This window comes from Vibrio sp. KUL80 (assembly GCF_059725495.1).
This window is the reverse complement of sequence record NZ_AP045841.1, coordinates 2,840,313-2,859,020: the sequence shown is the minus strand read 5'-3', so window position 1 is coordinate 2,859,020 and position 18,708 is coordinate 2,840,313. Positions and strand designations below refer to the sequence as shown.

Here is an 18,708-nt window from a genome sequence, read left to right as displayed (position 1 = left end):
GCCTTGCTAAGCCTTCAGGGATAAAAAAGCGTACACACCATTATACATAGTATGTACGCTTTATAGACCCAAAAGAAGCATTGCCAGTAAAGGGCTGTCACTCACTCACACGCAAATAGACATATTTTTTACTGTATACCCTATTCAAGTGGCTTTTCTTTTGCGTGTCATTATCGAGTAGATTCGAGGCTGTCATCCCTCAGGCAGGGTAATACCTCAGGTTGAGTCATCCCCTTGAAAAAGGGGATCTCATTCAGCGCGATGAGAACACTATTTACGTAACTTAGTCATTGTTTTTCAGTTGGCTACGCGCTTTAGGAGATCTTCACTTTCGTGAAGATGACAGATAATTTTGTGGCTTTTAGCATTAGTAGGCAGCTTGTCAAAAAGCAAAAAAAAGGTTCATCGCGGCTTTCCGGGGAAAGCCGCTTTTATCTTTAGAAAGAAGTAATCGATATCTCGGTAACCGTAGCCCATTCGTTTGATTAACTTTATCTTGTTGTTTATCCCTTCTAGCGTACAGGTGTTGAGTGGGTACCTTGCAGAAGCAACTATGCCATGAAGGTACGGTTTGAGCTTTCTCGCGAAGTCCATTAGTGGTTTGATCCCGCTTTCTTGAACTTGCTCCCACCATATGTCCCACAAGCCTTCCGCTTCGCTCTCTGACTGGCACCGCCATAACTCTTTAAGCTGAGAGCCAAGTAAATACGTCACCATTAAGTCCTTGTTCATACTCAGTATCTCATTTAGATAACTCTCCTGCTTACTGTCTAAATTGCCTCTGTTTTTGAGGAGAACCCAGCGTGAACGTTTAATCCATTGACGTGCTTTCCTGTCTTGTTTAAGTCGATTAGCTTGGTCAACTCTGACTCTATCCATCACTTCTCGTCCAAATTTGGCGACTACATGGAATAAGTCGTACACAATGCGGGCGTTAGGACAATGCTGCTGCACTTCGAGGTCGAAAGCCGTATTCATATCCATCGCAACCGCTTCTATGTTCTGGCCATGCTTACCGAGTAACTCGAAAAAAGGACGGATATCTTTTCGGCTGCGTCCGACGCCTATCCAAAGTACTTGATGCGTCTTTGCATCCGCGATAACAGTGGCATAACGATGTCCCTTGAAGAGGGCAAACTCATCCATAACAAGCTGTCGCAGCTCCGCCCAGTTAACCTCTGGCACTACATTTTGCAGCCGGCGCTTATCTATCTCCTTGACGGTATGCCAATGAACACCCGTCATTTGGGAAATATGTTTGATAGGGAGAAGAGGCAGCAACTGTTCAATATAACTACGCAAGCGGTTAGTAAGACGGGCAAAAGGTTCAAGCCAAGAAATAGATTCGGTTTTGATACCGCAGTCAGGGCACTTGATACGCCTTGTTTGTAGGTGCAGCTCGACAGGTACGCCAAGAATCATCGCTTCCTTAATGGTGCGCCACTGATAATCATGTATGGCTTGAACATGTTGCCCACATGCACATCGAGCAGTCGTACTGGGTTTGAGAGTAATCGTGATAAGAGAAGACGTTTGTACAGACTTTACGACATGAAAGCCTTCCCAGAACGATGATAGGAAAGTATTATTCGGCATGAAAACGGTAGTTTGTGCAAGGTTGTGTTTGGCGATGTAACCTTATCACTTACTACCGTTTTTGTTTTAAGTCCCCGCTAATCCGCGATGAACCAAAAAAAATCCCGACCAGAGGTCGGGATTTCAAATTCAGCTGTGACGGGCTGTGCTTTCTTTTACAGAACTATATTAAGCTGTAAAGAATTACTTAAGGATAGCTTCGTTACCGTTTTCACGGATGTGTTTTAGCATCGCTTTTACGCCGCGTGCACTTGAAGCCACAACGTTACCAGACTTCATGTACTCTGTACCGCCAGAGAAGTCAGTTACGATAGCGCCAGCTTCACGAGCAATCAGTTCGCCTGCCGCCATGTCCCATGGTTTTAGACCAAGCTCGAAGTAACCGTCTAGACGACCAGCTGCTACGTAACATAGGTCTAGAGCTGCAGAGCCAGCACGACGGAAGTCAGAGCACTCAACAAACATTGAAGACATGATCTTGAAGTAGCTTTCAGAGTGTTGCTTCTGCTTGAATGGGAAGCCAGTACCGATAACAGTACCTTTGATATCTTTAAGCTGTTTTACACGGATACGTGCATTGTTAAGCTGAGCGCCAGCACCGCGTTGTGCAGTGAAAAGCTCGTTAACCATTGGGTCGTAAACACACGCTACTTCTGTTTTGCCTTTGATGCGAACTGCAATAGACACAGAGAAAGTAGGAATGCCTTGAACGAAGTTAGTGGTGCCATCCAGTGGGTCGATGATCCATTGTACGTCGCTATCTTTACCTTCAATTAGGCCACCCTCTTCAGCAATGATGCTGTGGTCTGGGTATGAAGCTTGGATAGTGCTGATGATGATTGCTTCGGCTTCTTTGTCTACGTTAGTAACGAAGTCATTAGTGCCTTTCTGTACTGACTCAATCTTGTCAGTGTTTTCTAGTGATTTAGCAATATGGTTGCCCGCTTTACGCGCAGCGCGTATAGCGATGTTTAGCATTGGATGCATACGAATTTTCCCAACGGATGTTAAAGAACAAAAAGCGGCGCGAAGTATACCAAAGATTTAGCAAAAGGGAAGTGGTTATTTTTTGTGCTGTTAATTTTATGAATAGAAAGATCCTGACTACTTTAGTCAAGTTTATGTTACCATTCTGCGATTGTGTAAAATGAGTGCAACGTGACAATGCTAGACAACGTAAAAATCGTCCTGGTTGGGACTTCTCATTCTGGAAATATCGGCTCGGCAGCTCGAGCGATGAAGGTGATGGGACTAAGCCAGATGGTGCTTGTGGACCCTCAATGTGAGGTAGATTCTCAGGCGGTTGCGTTGGCAGCGGGGGCCAGTGATATAGCATTAGGTGCAAAAATCGTTTCGACTCTAGAAGAAGCGGTAGAAGAGTGCGGCCTGGTAGTTGGTTCAAGTGCGCGCTCGCGTACTCTAGATTGGCCGATGATTGAGCCACGTGAGTGCGGCAAGAAGTTTGCGATTGAGGGCGAAAAGCACGCGGTTGCTTTGGTGTTTGGGCGCGAGCGCACCGGTTTAACCAATGACGAGCTACAGCTGTGTCATTACCATACGTGTATTCCTGCAAACCCAGAATATAGCTCACTCAACCTTGCTATGGCCGTGCAAACACTTAGCTATGAAGTCAGAGTCGCGTATCTAGAGCGAGAAGCTCAGCAGTATTCAGAGCCAAGTGAAGTCGATTATCCACGTCACAAAGAACTGGAATTATTCTACCAGCACCTTGAAAAAGTCATCACTGATACCCAGTTTATCTCTAAGGAAAAGCCGGGCCTTGTGATGAATAAGCTACGAAGAATGTTTAGTCGAGCACGTCCTGAAGCGACGGAAATCAATACATTGCGCGGCATTTTAACCTCCGTTGAAAAAGCAATTGGGGTTAAAAAATAACCATTTCTTTTGTTGGGTTAAATACCTGAGTATTTTAGTCAATTAAATACTTGACTAAAATACTCAGGTATGAAAATATTTATGCCACATAATCAATGTGGATAGTGTGATATGAGACTTACATCAAAAGGAAGATATGCAGTAACAGCGATGCTTGATGTCGCACTGCACTCACAGCAAAGCCCAGTACCTCTAGCTGACATCTCTGAACGTCAAGGTATCTCTTTGTCTTATCTAGAACAACTGTTCTCTAAACTGCGTAAAGCAGGTTTGGTAGCGAGTGTTCGTGGTCCAGGTGGTGGTTACCGCTTAGGTGCAGAAGCCAATGAGATTTCTATCGGTACTGTTATCGCTGCAGTTGATGAGTCCGTTGATGCAACAAAATGCGCTGGCAAAGGAGATTGCCAAGGTGGTACACGTTGCCTCACACATACACTGTGGAGAGATTTAAGCTCTCGAATCAGTGACTTCCTAAACAACATCACTCTCGGTGAGTTGATGGTAGATAACGAAGTATTAGAAATTTCAGACCGACAAGACGTAGATCTCGCGGTAAATCATGGGTTCTCAAGAAAAAGTACAAGCACCGCACCCATCGGAATCAATGTTCGCTCGTAGTAGTGTCGCTTATACATTGGAGTAAAGAATGAAACTGCCTATTTATCTAGACTACTCTGCCACTTGCCCTGTCGATCCAAGGGTTGCAGAAAAAATGGTTCAATACATGACAATGGATGGTACCTTTGGTAACCCTGCGTCACGTTCTCACCGTTTTGGCTGGCAAGCAGAAGAAGCAGTAGACAACGCTCGTGAGCAGATCGCTGACTTGCTAAACGCTGATCCTCGTGAAATTGTGTTCACGTCGGGCGCGACTGAGTCTGACAACCTTGCTATTAAAGGTGCAGCGCACTTCTACAGCAAGAAAGGTAAGCACATCATCACGGTTAAGACAGAGCACAAAGCGGTTCTTGACCCATGCCGTCAGCTTGAGCGTGAAGGCTTCGAAGTGACCTACCTTGAGCCGGAGTCAAACGGTATTGTTGACCTTGCTAAACTAGAAGCGGCAATGCGTGAAGACACAGTACTTGTGTCAATCATGCACGTGAACAACGAAATTGGTGTTGTTCAAGACATTACAGCTATTGGCGAGCTTTGCCGTAGCAAGAAAATCGTATTCCACGTAGATGCGGCGCAATCTGCAGGCAAACTGCCAATCGACGTTCAAGAAATGAAAGTGGACCTGATTTCACTGTCTGCTCACAAAGTATACGGCCCGAAAGGTATCGGTGCGCTTTACGTACGTCGTAAGCCACGTATCCGTCTAGAAGCGCAAATGCACGGCGGCGGTCATGAGCGTGGTTTCCGCTCTGGCACACTACCAACTCACCAAATCGTGGGTATGGGCGAAGCCTTTGCCGTTGCTAAGCAAGACATGCAGAAAGACTACGACCACGCAAAAGCATTGCGTGACCGTCTGCTGAACGGCGTTAAAGATCTTGAAGCTGTAACAGTGAATGGTGACCTAGAGCAGCGCGTTCCACACAACCTAAACGTAAGCTTTGCGTTTGTTGAAGGTGAGTCGCTACTGATGTCGCTTAAGGACCTAGCAGTATCTTCTGGTTCTGCATGTACATCAGCAAGTCTAGAGCCTTCATACGTGCTTCGTGCACTTGGCCTAAACGATGAGCTTGCACACAGCTCGGTTCGCTTCTCATTTGGTCGTTTCACCACTAAAGAAGACATCGACTTTGCGATTGAGCAGATCAGAACAGCAGTAAACAAATTACGTGACATGTCTCCTCTATGGGATATGTATAAAGAAGGGATTGACCTAGACACGGTTGAGTGGGCACACCACTAATCTCACGGAAGTAGAGGATTCGAGGAAGTTATTATGGCGTATAGTGAAAAAGTAATTGACCACTATGAGAACCCACGCAACGTAGGTTCATTTGATAAGAATGATCCGGCTGTGGGTAGTGGTATGGTTGGCGCACCAGCTTGTGGTGACGTAATGAAACTTCAGATCAAGGTGACACCAGAAGGTATCATCGAAGATGCTAAGTTCAAGACCTACGGCTGTGGTTCAGCAATCGCATCAAGCTCACTGGTTACAGAATGGGTGAAAGGCAAGTCTATTGACGAAGCTGCCGCGATCAAGAACTCTGAAATTGCAGAAGAGCTAGAGTTGCCACCAGTGAAAGTTCACTGCTCAATTCTTGCTGAAGACGCAATCAAAGCAGCGGTTGCAGACTACAAGAAGAAGCACGACTAAACTGCTTGGATAACCAAGCCCTTTAGCTTTATTAAGACACAGTATCATCAAGAGAAACGAACAAAGGTTGTAGTATGGCCATCTCAATGACAGACGCAGCAGCGAGCCGAGTTAAGACATTTTTAGATAATCGCGGCAAAGGTATTGGATTACGCCTAGGTGTAAAAACCACGGGTTGCTCTGGCATGGCTTACGTTCTTGAGTTCGTTGATGAACTGGATGATGGTGATTCAGTGTTTGAGCATTCAGGCGTGAAAGTGATCATCGATGCTAAGAGCTTGGTTTATCTCGATGGCACAGAGCTCGATTATGTAAAAGAAGGCTTGAACGAAGGTTTTGAGTTCAACAACCCGAATGCGAAAGGCGAGTGTGGTTGTGGTGAAAGCTTTAATGTTTAACCTTTGACGAGCTTGGCTGTGATATCAGCCAAGCTCATTAATTGCGAGTCAATGCTATGAACCATTTCGAATTATTTGGGCTACCTGTTCAGTTTCAGCTGGACGGTAGCCTTCTTTCTTCTCAGTTCCGAGAACTGCAAAAACGCTTTCACCCAGACAACTTTGCCACTGCCTCTGAGCGCGACCGCCTACTTGCAGTTCAAAAGGCAGCGCAAATCAATGATGCCTACGAAGTGCTGAAAAAGCCTATCTCTCGCGCCGAATACTTATTGGCCGAAAACGGTGTCGATATTCGCGCTGAGCAGCAAACATTGCAAGATCCACTGTTCTTAATGGAGCAGATGGAACTTCGAGAAGAATTGGAAGATCTCGCGTCTTCAAGCGACCCCGAATCAGAACTTTTTGACTTTGAAGCCAAGGTCAGCAAAATGTTCAAGGTACAGCTATCAGAGTTAGAAGATCAGCTTTCGCAAGCCGAATGGCCAGTCGCTGCTGATAGCGTTAGAAAACTAAAATTTATCGCCAAGTTGCAAAGTGAAATAGAACAGCTAGAAGATAAGCTGCTTGGTTAATGGAAGCTCCCAAGGATATTTGAATGGCATTACTTCAAATCGCAGAGCCGGGCCAAAGCTCCGCGCCACACGAACATAAACTGGCTGTGGGTATTGACCTAGGCACGACTAACTCCCTCGTCGCGACAGTAAGAAGTGGTGAAGCCGCGACATTACCAGATGCCAACGGTAATAAGATCCTCCCATCAGCGGTTCGCTATGCAGATGACAGTATCACTGTCGGTATTGACGCTCGTGACAACGCAGCCCTCGATCCCGTTAACACAATCATTTCTGTGAAGCGTCTACTCGGCCGCTCACTGGCAGACGTTCAGGCTCGTTATCCGTCAATGCCATACTCACTGACAGAAAGTGATAATGGTTTACCTGTTCTGCAAACCGCAGGCGGCGCAAAGAACCCGATTCAAGTTTCTTCTGACATTCTTAAAACGCTTGGTAAACGCGCAGAAGAGTCACTTGGTGGCGAATTAGCTGGCGTGGTGATTACGGTTCCAGCGTATTTCGATGATGCCCAGCGTCAAGGCACCAAAGATGCAGCAAACCTAGCGGGTATGCATGTTTTGCGTCTTCTTAATGAGCCGACTGCAGCAGCCATTGCTTATGGTCTAGATAGTGGTCAAGAAGGCGTAATTGCGGTTTACGATTTAGGTGGTGGTACCTTCGATATCTCTATCCTACGTTTATCTCGCGGTGTATTTGAAGTGCTGGCAACTGGCGGTGATTCCGCACTGGGTGGCGATGACTTTGACCACCTCGTTGCCGACTACTTGCAGCAACAAGCAGGCAAGTCTGAGCTTAACGCTCATGAGCAACGTGAACTGCTCGATGCAGCAACACAAGCGAAAATCGATCTGAGCCAAAATGACGTTGCGACTGTTAACGTTCTTGGCTGGCAGGGTGAACTGACGAAAGCAGAGTTTGAAGACCTAATTCGCCCACTTGTGAAGAAGACACTGCTTTCATGTCGCCGTGCATTGAAAGATGCGGAAGTCGATGCGGAAGACGTTCTAGAAGTTGTCATGGTTGGCGGTTCGACTCGCACACCATTGGTTCGCGAAATGGTTGGTGACTTCTTTGGTAAAACACCACTGACAAGCATCAACCCAGACGAAGTGGTCGCGATTGGTGCAGCGATTCAAGCGGACATTCTTGCAGGTAATAAGCCTGATTCTGAGATGCTGCTGTTGGATGTTCTTCCATTGTCATTGGGTATTGAAACTATGGGTGGTTTGGTCGAGAAGATCGTTCCACGCAACACCACGATTCCAGTGGCACGCGCTCAAGAATTCACTACGTTCAAAGACGGCCAAACGGCGATGTCCGTGCACGTAGTGCAAGGTGAGCGTGAGATGGTGGACGACTGCCGTTCATTGGCTCGTTTTTCACTAAAAGGCATTCCTCCAATGGCGGCGGGTGCAGCTCATATCCGTGTGACGTATCAAGTCGATGCTGACGGTCTACTGTCTGTTACCGCGATGGAAAAGAGCACGGGCGTTCAGTCAGAAATTCAGGTGAAACCATCTTATGGTCTTAGCGATGACGAAGTCACCAACATGCTCAAAGACTCGATGACATACGCCAAAGATGACATGCTAGCGCGTGCTCTGGCCGAGCAACGCGTAGAGGCCGACCGTGTTATCGAAGGTCTGATCGCCGCGATGCAAGCGGACGGCGATGCACTTCTAAACGAAGAAGAAAAACAGGCATTGGTTAAAGCGATTGAAGCTCTGATTGAACTTCGCAATGGCGATGATGCCGATGCTATTGAACAAGGTATTAAAGACACTGATAAGGCGAGCCAAGAGTTTGCATCACGTCGAATGGACAAATCCATCCGTGAAGCATTGGCGGGCCAATCAGTTGATAACATTTAGATCGAGGACTAAGTAGTCATGCCAAAAATTGTTGTTCTGCCCCATGAAGATCTCTGCCCAGAAGGGGCAGTATTAGAGGCAAATGAAGGCGAAACTGTATTAGACGTAGCGCTAAAGAACGGTATTGGAATTGAGCACGCTTGTGAAAAGTCGTGTGCATGTACCACTTGTCACGTCATCATCCGTGAAGGCTTTGATTCACTAGAAGAGAGTGAAGAACTTGAAGACGATATGTTGGATAAAGCATGGGGTCTAGAGCCTGAGTCGCGTCTAGGTTGCCAAGCGGTTGTTGCAGATGAAGATCTTGTGGTAGAAATTCCAAAATACACACTCAACCACGCATCTGAAGATCACTAATTAACTGGAGGATTCATGAGCTTAAAATGGACTGATTCTCGTGATATCGCTATCGAGCTGTGCGATCAATTTCCAGAAACTGACCCGAAAACGGTTCGTTTCACCGACTTGCATAAATGGATTACAGACTTGGAAGATTTTGACGACGATCCAAATCGCTCCAACGAAAAAATCCTCGAAGCTGTGATTTTATGCTGGATGGATGAGTACGATTAAACAGACTTACTAGTTAGTTATACAAAAACGGGCCTTTGGCCCGTTTTTTTGTCGCACCATGTTACATTGTTATTAATTCCCATGGTGCAGTCATTGGTATTGTCTCTACATAGTGATAACATCATTTGATATATAGAATGCGACACAGCAGCCGAACTGCAACAGGCAAGCTGCAATAATTAGATTTAAGACAAGGAGAGACCATGTCTAGCACAATGTCGGTATTTATTAGCCAAGAAGCGGCAGCGCCACAATGGGGCGAAAAGGCTATCATTTCTTTCTCAGAGAAAGGTGCGACGATCCACATCGGTGAAGGTCACGATCTTGGCGCGATTCAACGCGCGGCCCGCAAGTTAGATTCACAAGGCATTTCAAACGCCACACTTGCAGGCGAGGGTTGGGATTTAGAGTCTTCTTGGGCGTTTTACCAAGGTTACCGTAACTCTAAGAAAAGCACTCAAGTTGAGCTAGCTGAGCTAAACGAGCAAGATAAGAAAGAGTTAGACGCTCGCATCAAAGCATCTGACTGGACGCGTGACATCATCAATAAAAGCGCTGAAGAAGTTGCGCCGCGCCAGCTTGCTACTATGGCGGCAGAATTCATTAAGTCAGCGGCTCCAGAGCATGTGACTTACCGCATCGTTAAAGACAAAGATCTACTTACCGAAGGTTGGGAAGGCATTTTTGCTGTTGGTCGTGGCTCTGAGCGCACCTCTGCGATGCTGCAACTGGACTACAATCCAACTGGCGATGAAAACGCGCCAGTATTTGCTTGTTTAGTGGGTAAGGGTATTACCTTTGATTCCGGCGGTTACAGCCTAAAGCCATCGAACTTTATGACGGCGATGAAAGCAGATATGGGCGGCGCGGGCACCATTACTGGCGGTCTAGGTCTTGCTATCATGCGTGGCCTAAACAAGCGCGTAAAACTGATCCTTTGCTGTGCTGAAAACATGGTATCGGGTCGCGCGCTTAAGCTAGGTGATGTGATTACCTATAAAAATGGTAAGACGGTTGAGATCATGAATACTGATGCGGAAGGTCGTTTGGTTCTTGCTGACGGTCTTATCTACGCAAGTGAGCAAAATCCAGAGCTTATCATCGACTGCGCGACGCTTACTGGCGCAGCCAAAAACGCGCTTGGCAACGATTACCACGCCATCATGTCATTTGATGATGAGCTAACGCATCAAGCACTGACTAATGCAAATCAAGAGAAAGAAGGTCTATGGCCTCTGCCATTGGCGGACTTCCATCGCGGCATGTTGCCATCGAACTTCGCTGATTTGTCGAACATCAGCAGTGGTGACTACTCTCCGGGCGCAAGTACAGCGGCTGCATTCTTGTCTTACTTTGTGGAAGACTATAAGAAAGGTTGGTTGCACTTCGATTGTGCAGGTACTTACCGTAAGTCAGGAACCGACAAATGGTCTGCAGGCGCGACGGGTATGGGTGTGCGCACACTCGCTCGTTTGCTAACGGAGCAGGCTGACAAGTAATTCAAGAGAATTATTACTAATAAAAGAACAACACGAAAGAAAAGGAACACTAATGGCCCTAGAAAGAACATTCTCTATCGTTAAACCGGATGCAGTTAAGCGTAATTTGATTGGTGAAATCTATCACCGTATCGAAAAAGCAGGTTTGTCTATCATCGCAGCTAAGATGGTTCATCTTACCGATGAGCAAGCAAAAGGCTTTTACGCTGAGCATGAAGGTAAACCGTTTTTCGATGATCTTCGTGCATTCATGACGTCTGGCCCTATCATGGTTCAAGTACTGGAAGGTGAAGATGCAATTTGTCGCTACCGTGAACTAATGGGTAAAACTAATCCAGAAGAAGCTGCGTGTGGCACTATCCGCGCAGATTACGCGCTAAGCATGCGCCACAACTCTGTACACGGTTCAGACAGCCCAGAGTCAGCAGCACGTGAGATTGAGTTTTTCTTTCCACAGTCAGAAATTTGTCCTCGTTAATTGAGTGCAGTTGTGAGTAAAAAGGAGGCATAGCCTCCTTCAGACTGCTGACAAAGGTCTAGCTTTCGAGCCAGACCTTTGATCTAATAGGAGTATCGAAATATGGATACTCCGATATGCTTCAAGAACCTTCTCCTCAGCAATACGAACTTGAAATGGTCACTATGGAACAGCTTGTTCCACAAAATCATCTCGTACGAAAAATTGATAATGCCATCGACTTTGAATTCATCAGAGACGAAGTGGCACATCTATACTGCAAAGATAACGGCCGCCCGCCCGTAGACCCTGTTCGTTTATTCAAAATCATTCTGCTTGGCTACCTATTCGGCATCAAAAGTGAGCGCCAACTGGTCAAAGAAATTGAAGTGAACGTCGCCTATCGTTGGTTCTTGCGAATGTCACTGACCGAAAAAGTTATCCATGCTTCGACGTTAAGCCAGAACCGAATTCGACGCTTCAATGGTACTGAAGTCTTTGAGCGCATCTTCAATAACATAGTGCTTCAAGCGATGGAGAAAGGCTTAGTCGCAGGACAGGAGCTCTTCACTGACAGTACACACCTTAAAGCCAATGCTAACAAGAACAAGCACATGAATCGTCTGCGCCCAGTTAGTGCAGGCGCTTATCTTGATATGCTGAATGAAGATGTGGCCGCAGACCGAGAAGCCGAAGGTAAAAATCCATTCAAGGAGACGCCACCAAAGACAGACGTCAAAAACACCAAAGTCAGCACCACCGACCCTGAAAGTGGCTTCATGACCCGGGACAATAAGCCTCAAGGCTTCTTCTATCTTGACCACCGAACCGTGGATGGCAAGCACGGTATAATCATAGACACATACGCAACACCGGGGAATGTGAATGACTCACAGCCCTATATCCGTCGTCTCGACCACACGCTAGAGCAGTTCAACCTCAACCCCATCGCAGTTGGTATCGATGCAGGTTACTTCACAGCGCCTGTTGCTGAATCACTCGAGCGCCGCAGTCTATTAGGTGTGTTCGGGTATCGCCGCCCATCAAGAACTAAGAACAAATTTAAGAAGAAAGACTTCAAATACCAAAAAAGAGACCGATACCTATCGCTGTCCAGAAGGGCAGGAGCTCGTCTATAAAACCACAACACGCGCAGGCTATCGCTCATACGCTTCCGACCCGAAGCAATGTGCGTTTTGCCCCGTTCGGGACGACTGCACCAAGAGTGAAAACATGCAGAAGGTCATAACGCGTCACCTCTACAGCGAGGCGGTGGAGCGAGCCAATCAAATGCGACTCTCTTGCTACGGAAAAAGACGTATCGGAGGCGAAGTGAAACGGTAGAACGAAGCTTCGCCGATGCAAAACAACACCATGGTCACCGTTACGCGCGCTACCGTGGTCTCGCAAAAGTGCAGATGCAATGTTGGTTAGCCGCTGCCGCTCAAAACATCAAGAAGATAGCGTTGGTGGTGAGCTATCTGCGAAAAATGGGCTTAAATAGGGCAGAAATACGTCAAATACTGGCCTCTGTATGCCGGTTTAGGCTCAACTCACTTCAGAGCGCTATCTAACAAAAATATCGCGATCGCGGCCTATGGCCGCTCAGAAAAAAGAACCCCGCTTGAAAAAGCGGGGTTCGTCAGCAATCTGAAGGAGGCATAGCCTCCTTTTTTATTACCCGTCACTTTTGTTGTGCAAAAAATGTTCACTTAGAAATGAATACCTTAATATTTTAGGGTTTTGTAACGCTTGTTGTAAGGGGCTAAAGCCTGTACAATTCGCGCCCTTAACACCAATTACCGTCATCGAAGAGGCACCATGACCACACAAAAAGTCAATCTACTCGATTTTGATCGCAAGGGTATGCGTCAGTTTTTCCAAGAGGAACTGGGCGAAAAAGCCTTCCGCGCTGATCAAGTTATGAAGTGGATCTATCATTTTGGTGTCGACGACTTCGAGAAGATGACCAACATCAATAAGAAGCTACGTGAAAAGCTGATTCGTTTGGCAGAAATTAAAGCACCAACGGTATCAGAAGCTCAGCACTCTTCTGATGGCACGATTAAATGGGCGATGCGTGTTGGCGATCAGGACGTAGAAACCGTTTATATTCCTGATGATGATCGCGCGACGCTGTGTGTTTCTTCGCAGGTGGGGTGTGCACTGGAATGTAAGTTCTGCTCAACGGCTCAGCAAGGCTTTAACCGTAACCTTAAAGTGTCGGAAATCATCGGTCAGGTATGGCGCGCAGCTCGTGAGATCGGTCTTGAGAAAGAAACGGGTCGTCGCCCAATCACTAACGTCGTAATGATGGGTATGGGTGAGCCGCTGCTCAACATGAAAAACTTGATGCCAGCGCTTGAGCTGATGCTTGATGATCTGGGCTTTGGTTTGTCTAAGCGTCGCGTAACTGTATCAACGTCGGGTGTGGTTTCTGGCCTTGACCAGATGACAGGTCAAATTGACGTTGCGCTAGCGATTTCTCTACACGCGCCAAACGATAAGCTTCGTAGCGAAATCATGCCAATTAACGATCGCTGGGATATTCAAGACTTCTTAGCATCTGTTCGTCGTTACATCGCATCTTCTAACGCGAACCGCGGTAAAGTAACGGTTGAATATGTATTGCTAGACCATGTTAACGACGATATGGACCACGCTCGTGAACTGGCTGAGCTTCTTAAAGATACACCAGCGAAGATTAACCTGATTCCGTTTAACCCGTATCCAGGTTCTCCGTACAAAAAACCGAGTAACTCGCGTATTGACCGCTTCATGAAAACGCTAATGAAGTACGACTATACCGTGACAGTTCGTAAGACTCGCGGTGATGATATCGATGCAGCGTGTGGACAGTTGGTTGGTGACGTTATTGATAGAACCAAACGTACTCAGCAGATTGCGGCTCAAAAGGGTCAGCAGGCGATTCCAGTCAAAGCGGTATAATTCGTATCTTGATGAACACAAGGCCAAGTTTCGACTTGGCTTTGTCGTTTTTGCACATTTTGTAGTGAAAATCAGCGGGTACTTCCGAGTTTGGCGTTGAATGAATGTATTCGTGCATCAAAACTCTGATCTTTCCCACATTTCCTCGATAAATAATTGAAGAATAACGGAACAAATATAGTTATCGTTAATCAAATACTACGAAATGCCGCCAAAATGATATGAGTAGTGTTAATTTTTAATCAAAATTGTCACTATTTACGCGGATTTCCCTTGGGGCGTTTTAACTCGTGCGGAGAATCGACTATGATGGGCAGTTCCAATCGAGATGAAACCGGCTTAATCCGATAAGTTGGTATGAAATCACAATAAAATCGAGCGCTTTACATAGATTATAAGTGCCGTAGTTGGCAATTTGGGACTATGCTGTATCAAACAGCTAGTGCAAGCGATTTACCAAACTAATGACCATGACCACCGATAAAAAAACGAACTAAGCGTGTTAGGTCAAAGTAACAACCAATAAGAAGTACAATATCAATGAGTACTGAGCAAAATAACGCCACAGAACAAGTACATCAAGCACAAGACGTTGAGCTTGCGGGAACCATTTTAAAACAAAAGCGTGAAGCCTTAGGGCTGACGCAAAAGCAGATTGCGGATAGATTGCGTTTACGTGTCGCGATCATTCAGAAAATTGAGTCAAACGATTTTGACGGAGAGCAGGTCGCCACCTTTACGCGTGGCTATTTGCGATCCTACGCGAAAGCTGTCGGAATTGATGAGCAAGAGGTGTTGGGAACCATTGAAAACCACAGCGCCGCTCAACACCACGAACAGCCAATGCAAAGCTTTTCCAAAAAGACCAATAAAGAGAAACATGATAGTCGTATTATGAAGCTCACATGGGGCATCTTTATTGTCATCATTGGTATCTCATCTGTGTGGTGGCTGCAAAACCAGCAGAAAGATACGCTTTCTGAAATCGCAGATACCTCATCCAATGACCCTGCATTCGCTGTTGAAGAAACGGCAAGTGAGAAAGTAGCCGCATTGGAAACTGAGCTAGCGCCTGAGCCAGAAGTCAAAACGCTTGATGTATCAGCCATTGTTGAAACTCCGGCACAGCCAGAAGTTGAAGCTCAGGACGTCGTCGAGGATGCCGCTCCAGCAGAAGCCGAAGCTGCGGTCGTCGTCGAAGAGTCTGAGCCAGCAGTAGTTGAAGAAGCACCTGTGGCTCCAGAGGTGCCAGCAGGACTGACAAATCTGACTCTGTCGTTTTCTGGTGATTGCTGGATCCAAGTGAAAGATGCAGACGGTAAAACGGTATCTACAGGCATTAAGAAAGCGGGTGATAGCGTAGATCTCAATGGAAAAGCACCATTTAAAATCATTTTAGGTGCACCAGAGAAGGTTTCTATGACATTTGCGAGTGAACCTGTCGACCTTTCTGGGTATACTTCAGGCAAAGTAGCTCGATTCACCTTACCTTAGAAAACACTATGCATCACGAATCACCAATTAAACGTCGTCCCTCTACGCGTATTTATGTGGGCGATGTACCTATCGGCGATGGCGCACCTATCGCCGTTCAGTCAATGACCAACACGCGCACGACCGATGTCGCCGCGACCGTTGCTCAAATCAAAGCTTTGGAAAACGTAGGCGCAGACATTGTTCGCGTTTCGGTTCCTACCATGGATGCGGCTGAAGCATTCCGTGAGATCAAGAAACAGGTTTCGATTCCTCTCGTAGCGGATATTCATTTCGATTACCGTATTGCGCTAAAAGTTGCGGAGTACGGCGTAGACTGTTTGCGCATCAACCCAGGCAACATAGGTAACGAAGCTCGTATCCGTTCGGTCGTCGATTGTGCACGTGATAAAAATATCCCAATTCGAATTGGTGTAAATGGCGGCTCTCTGGAAAAAGATATCCAGATGAAATACGGCGAACCAACGCCAGAGGCGTTAGTTGAATCGGCAATGCGCCATGTGGATATTCTAGATCGTTTGAACTTTGATCAGTTTAAAGTCAGCGTTAAGGCGTCCGATGTATTCCTGGCTGTTGACTCCTACCGTCTACTTGCGAAGAAAATCGACCAACCTCTTCACCTTGGTATTACTGAGGCGGGCGGCGCTCGCGCAGGCTCGGTTAAATCATCGGTTGGCTTGGGTATGCTTTTAGCAGAAGGTATCGGTGATACGCTGCGTATCTCTTTGGCTGCCAATCCAGTTGAAGAGATCAAAGTGGGTTTCGATATTTTGAAATCGTTGCGCATTCGTTCTCGTGGTATCAACTTTATCGCTTGCCCAAGCTGCTCTCGTCAAGAATTCGATGTAATTGGCACAGTAAACGCACTTGAAGAGCGTTTAGAAGATGTCATTACACCAATGGATGTGTCTATCATTGGTTGTGTGGTCAATGGTCCAGGCGAGGCGGAAGTGTCTCATCTAGGTCTCGCGGGTAGCAATAAGAAGAGTGCTTTCTATGAAGACGGCAAACGTCAGAAAGAGCGCTTTGATAACGATGATCTCGTTAATCAGCTTGAAGCAAAAATTCGAGCGAAAGCATCGATGCTAGATACAGCAAATCGCATCGAAGTAAATGAAGTAGAAGACAAGTAATCTCAACGACAATACGGTATTAAACTGTGGCAAAAACTATTCAAGCAATCCGAGGCATGAACGACTGCCTCCCAACACAATCTCCACTTTGGCAAAAAGTTGAGAATACAGTGAAGCATGTGGTCAGCGCATATGGCTACAACGAAGTACGTATGCCAATCGTTGAGATGACACATCTATTCAGCCGCGCTATCGGTGAAGTGACCGACGTAGTTGAGAAAGAAATGTACACCTTTGAAGACCGCAACGGCGATAGCCTAACACTGCGCCCTGAGGGCACGGCAGGCTGTGTACGTGCTGGTATTGAAAATGGTCTGCTTTATAACCAAGAGCAGCGCCTGTGGTACATGGGTCCAATGTTCCGTCACGAGCGTCCGCAAAAAGGTCGCTACCGTCAGTTCCACCAATGTGGTGTGGAAGTATTCGGTCTAAACGGTCCAGATGTAGATGCTGAACTTATCATGATGACAGCACGTCTATGGCGTGAGCTGGGTATCGACAAGCACGTTCGTCTAGAACTGAACTCTATTGGTTCACTAGATGCGCGCGCTAACTACCGCACAGCCCTGATTGCTCACCTAGAACAACACATTGATGTGCTGGATGAAGACAGCAAGCGTCGTATGCATACTAACCCGCTACGTGTCTTGGACAGTAAAAACCAAGATGTACAAGCGATCTTGGTGGATGCGCCAGAGCTATCTGATTATCTAGACGAAGAATCAAAAGCGCATTTTGCAGGCCTTTGTGAACTTCTTGATGCTGCGGGTATCGAATATACGGTTAACCAACGTTTGGTTCGTGGTCTTGATTACTACAACCGCACTGTTTTCGAATGGATCACTGAAAGCCTAGGTGCTCAAGGTACTGTATGTGGCGGTGGTCGTTACGATGGCCTTGTTGAGCAGCTTGGTGGTAAACCAACACCAGCCGTGGGTTTTGCTATGGGCCTAGAACGTCTTGTGCTCATGATGGAAACATTAGAGCTAACAGACGTTCGTCGCAGCGTAGACGCTTATGTCGTGACAGCGGGCGAAGGCACCATGATGGCAGGTATGAAGCTTGCTGAAAACCTGCGTGAAGCGATCCCTGGTATTCGTGTGATGAACCACTTTGGTGGCGGTAACTTCAAGAAACAATTCAAGCGCGCAGACAAAGTAGGGGCGGTATATGCTCTTGTGCTTGGTGAGAACGAAGTTGCTGAGAATACGGTCGTGGTCAAAGATTTGCAGGGCGGAGAGCAAGAAACTATTGCTCAAACTGAGTTAGCCGCTAAATTAGCAAATATTATTTAAGTTTAAATCCAAGTTGATAGGCAGCAATTTTGGGCTGCCTATTAATTTAGGTAATGATTTCTTTTAAGAGGACAGGAAGTGGAACTCTACGATTCTGAAGAACAACAAGTTGAAGCGATCAAAGACTGGTGGAAGGAAAACGGGAAAGCCGTGGTTCTTGGCGTTGTTGTTGGTCTAGGTGGTTTATTTGGCTGGCGTTATTATCAAGATTCCGTGGTCCAGGCTCAAGAAGCTGCATCAGAGCAATACAGTAAAGCTGTTGAGTCGATGGTAGTAAGCGGTGTTGACGCAAGTGCTGATGTACAAGCCTTCATCGATTCGAGCAAAGAGAGTGAATATGCGGTACTTGCTGCGATGCAATTGGCTAAAGCGCAGGTAGAAGCAGGTAACCTTGAAGATGCACTAACGCAGCTTCAGTGGGCACAGAGCAACACCAAAGATCCAGCGATTGCACCGCTAGTGACTTATCGCGTTGCACGCCTAATGGCAGAGTCGGGTAATAACGATGGCGCACGTGCGGAACTCGATAAAATTACGGATGCAGCATGGGCTGGTCGAGTTGCAGAGCTTCGTGGCGATATTGCTATCCGTGAAGGCGATCGTGATGCTGCCTACACGGCTTATACACAAGCTCAGCAAGCACAAGATGCGAGCCAAGCGCTACAAATCAAGCTGGATGATCTTGCCAAGTAAGGGC

General features: G+C 46.6%; 18 protein-coding genes and 1 pseudogene. 17 read left to right on the top strand and 2 right to left on the bottom strand.

The window, feature by feature from the left end:
* Nucleotides 1–402 precede the first annotated feature (402 nt).
* On the bottom strand, nucleotides 403–1,596 hold the full coding sequence (locus tag AC6I8U_RS13155; RefSeq protein ID WP_498016666.1) for an ISL3 family transposase: 1,194 nt from the start codon (nucleotides 1,594–1,596) through the stop codon (nucleotides 403–405).
* A gap of 183 nt (nucleotides 1,597–1,779) precedes the next feature.
* Nucleotides 1,780–2,583, bottom strand: coding sequence for an inositol-1-monophosphatase (suhB, locus tag AC6I8U_RS13150; protein WP_042476232.1), 804 nt, complete (start codon nucleotides 2,581–2,583; stop codon nucleotides 1,780–1,782).
* A gap of 177 nt (nucleotides 2,584–2,760) precedes the next feature.
* Between suhB and trmJ the strand changes: the two genes are divergently transcribed.
* From trmJ to AC6I8U_RS13065, 17 genes and pseudogenes are all read left to right on the top strand, one after another.
* Nucleotides 2,761–3,492: a tRNA (cytosine(32)/uridine(32)-2'-O)-methyltransferase TrmJ gene (gene trmJ, locus AC6I8U_RS13145; protein WP_498018362.1), complete on the top strand. Its 732-nt coding sequence runs from the start codon at nucleotides 2,761–2,763 to the stop codon at nucleotides 3,490–3,492.
* Between the two features lie 111 nt (nucleotides 3,493–3,603).
* The gene (gene iscR, locus AC6I8U_RS13140; RefSeq protein WP_042476234.1) at nucleotides 3,604–4,110 is read left to right on the top strand and encodes a Fe-S cluster assembly transcriptional regulator IscR; all 507 of its coding nucleotides are present in this window, start codon (nucleotides 3,604–3,606) and stop codon (nucleotides 4,108–4,110) included.
* Between the two features lie 28 nt (nucleotides 4,111–4,138).
* The gene (locus AC6I8U_RS13135) at nucleotides 4,139–5,353 is read left to right on the top strand and encodes an IscS subfamily cysteine desulfurase (RefSeq protein ID WP_498017121.1); all 1,215 of its coding nucleotides are present in this window, start codon (nucleotides 4,139–4,141) and stop codon (nucleotides 5,351–5,353) included.
* A gap of 33 nt (nucleotides 5,354–5,386) precedes the next feature.
* On the top strand, nucleotides 5,387–5,767 hold the full coding sequence (iscU, locus tag AC6I8U_RS13130; protein ID WP_042500728.1) for a Fe-S cluster assembly scaffold IscU: 381 nt from the start codon (nucleotides 5,387–5,389) through the stop codon (nucleotides 5,765–5,767).
* Nucleotides 5,768–5,841: 74 nt separating this feature from the next.
* A complete protein-coding gene (gene iscA, locus AC6I8U_RS13125) occupies nucleotides 5,842–6,165 on the top strand; it encodes an iron-sulfur cluster assembly protein IscA (RefSeq protein WP_112460982.1) in 324 nt (107 codons plus the stop codon).
* Nucleotides 6,166–6,221: 56 nt separating this feature from the next.
* Nucleotides 6,222–6,737: a co-chaperone HscB gene (hscB, locus tag AC6I8U_RS13120; RefSeq protein ID WP_128647911.1), complete on the top strand. Its 516-nt coding sequence runs from the start codon at nucleotides 6,222–6,224 to the stop codon at nucleotides 6,735–6,737.
* Nucleotides 6,738–6,760: 23 nt separating this feature from the next.
* Nucleotides 6,761–8,611, top strand: a complete 1,851-nt coding sequence (hscA, locus tag AC6I8U_RS13115) for a Fe-S protein assembly chaperone HscA (RefSeq protein WP_498017120.1) — start codon at nucleotides 6,761–6,763, stop codon at nucleotides 8,609–8,611.
* A gap of 18 nt (nucleotides 8,612–8,629) precedes the next feature.
* The gene (gene fdx / locus AC6I8U_RS13110) at nucleotides 8,630–8,968 is read left to right on the top strand and encodes an ISC system 2Fe-2S type ferredoxin (RefSeq protein WP_006072576.1); all 339 of its coding nucleotides are present in this window, start codon (nucleotides 8,630–8,632) and stop codon (nucleotides 8,966–8,968) included.
* A 15-nt stretch (nucleotides 8,969–8,983) separates the two neighbouring features.
* Nucleotides 8,984–9,184, top strand: a complete 201-nt coding sequence (gene iscX, locus AC6I8U_RS13105) for a Fe-S cluster assembly protein IscX (protein WP_042476251.1) — start codon at nucleotides 8,984–8,986, stop codon at nucleotides 9,182–9,184.
* Between the two features lie 203 nt (nucleotides 9,185–9,387).
* Entirely contained in the window at nucleotides 9,388–10,683 is a 1,296-nt protein-coding gene (pepB, locus tag AC6I8U_RS13100; RefSeq protein ID WP_498017119.1) for an aminopeptidase PepB, read from the top strand.
* Nucleotides 10,684–10,735: 52 nt separating this feature from the next.
* A complete protein-coding gene (ndk, locus tag AC6I8U_RS13095) occupies nucleotides 10,736–11,161 on the top strand; it encodes a nucleoside-diphosphate kinase (protein ID WP_042476257.1) in 426 nt (141 codons plus the stop codon).
* Between the two features lie 116 nt (nucleotides 11,162–11,277).
* Nucleotides 11,278–12,714: pseudogene (locus AC6I8U_RS13090) on the top strand (IS1182 family transposase).
* 247 nt (nucleotides 12,715–12,961) lie between these two features.
* Nucleotides 12,962–14,089: a dual-specificity RNA methyltransferase RlmN gene (rlmN, locus tag AC6I8U_RS13085; protein WP_498017118.1), complete on the top strand. Its 1,128-nt coding sequence runs from the start codon at nucleotides 12,962–12,964 to the stop codon at nucleotides 14,087–14,089.
* 540 nt (nucleotides 14,090–14,629) lie between these two features.
* The gene (gene rodZ, locus AC6I8U_RS13080) at nucleotides 14,630–15,583 is read left to right on the top strand and encodes a cytoskeleton protein RodZ (RefSeq protein ID WP_252013609.1); all 954 of its coding nucleotides are present in this window, start codon (nucleotides 14,630–14,632) and stop codon (nucleotides 15,581–15,583) included.
* A gap of 8 nt (nucleotides 15,584–15,591) precedes the next feature.
* On the top strand, nucleotides 15,592–16,716 hold the full coding sequence (gene ispG / locus AC6I8U_RS13075; RefSeq protein ID WP_234494438.1) for a flavodoxin-dependent (E)-4-hydroxy-3-methylbut-2-enyl-diphosphate synthase: 1,125 nt from the start codon (nucleotides 15,592–15,594) through the stop codon (nucleotides 16,714–16,716).
* A gap of 26 nt (nucleotides 16,717–16,742) precedes the next feature.
* Nucleotides 16,743–18,011, top strand: coding sequence for a histidine--tRNA ligase (hisS, locus tag AC6I8U_RS13070; protein ID WP_498017117.1), 1,269 nt, complete (start codon nucleotides 16,743–16,745; stop codon nucleotides 18,009–18,011).
* 78 nt (nucleotides 18,012–18,089) lie between these two features.
* Nucleotides 18,090–18,704 carry a YfgM family protein gene (locus AC6I8U_RS13065; protein WP_128647907.1) on the top strand — a complete coding sequence of 205 codons (615 nt, stop codon included), beginning with the start codon at nucleotides 18,090–18,092 and terminating at the stop codon, nucleotides 18,702–18,704.
* Nucleotides 18,705–18,708 lie beyond the last annotated feature (4 nt).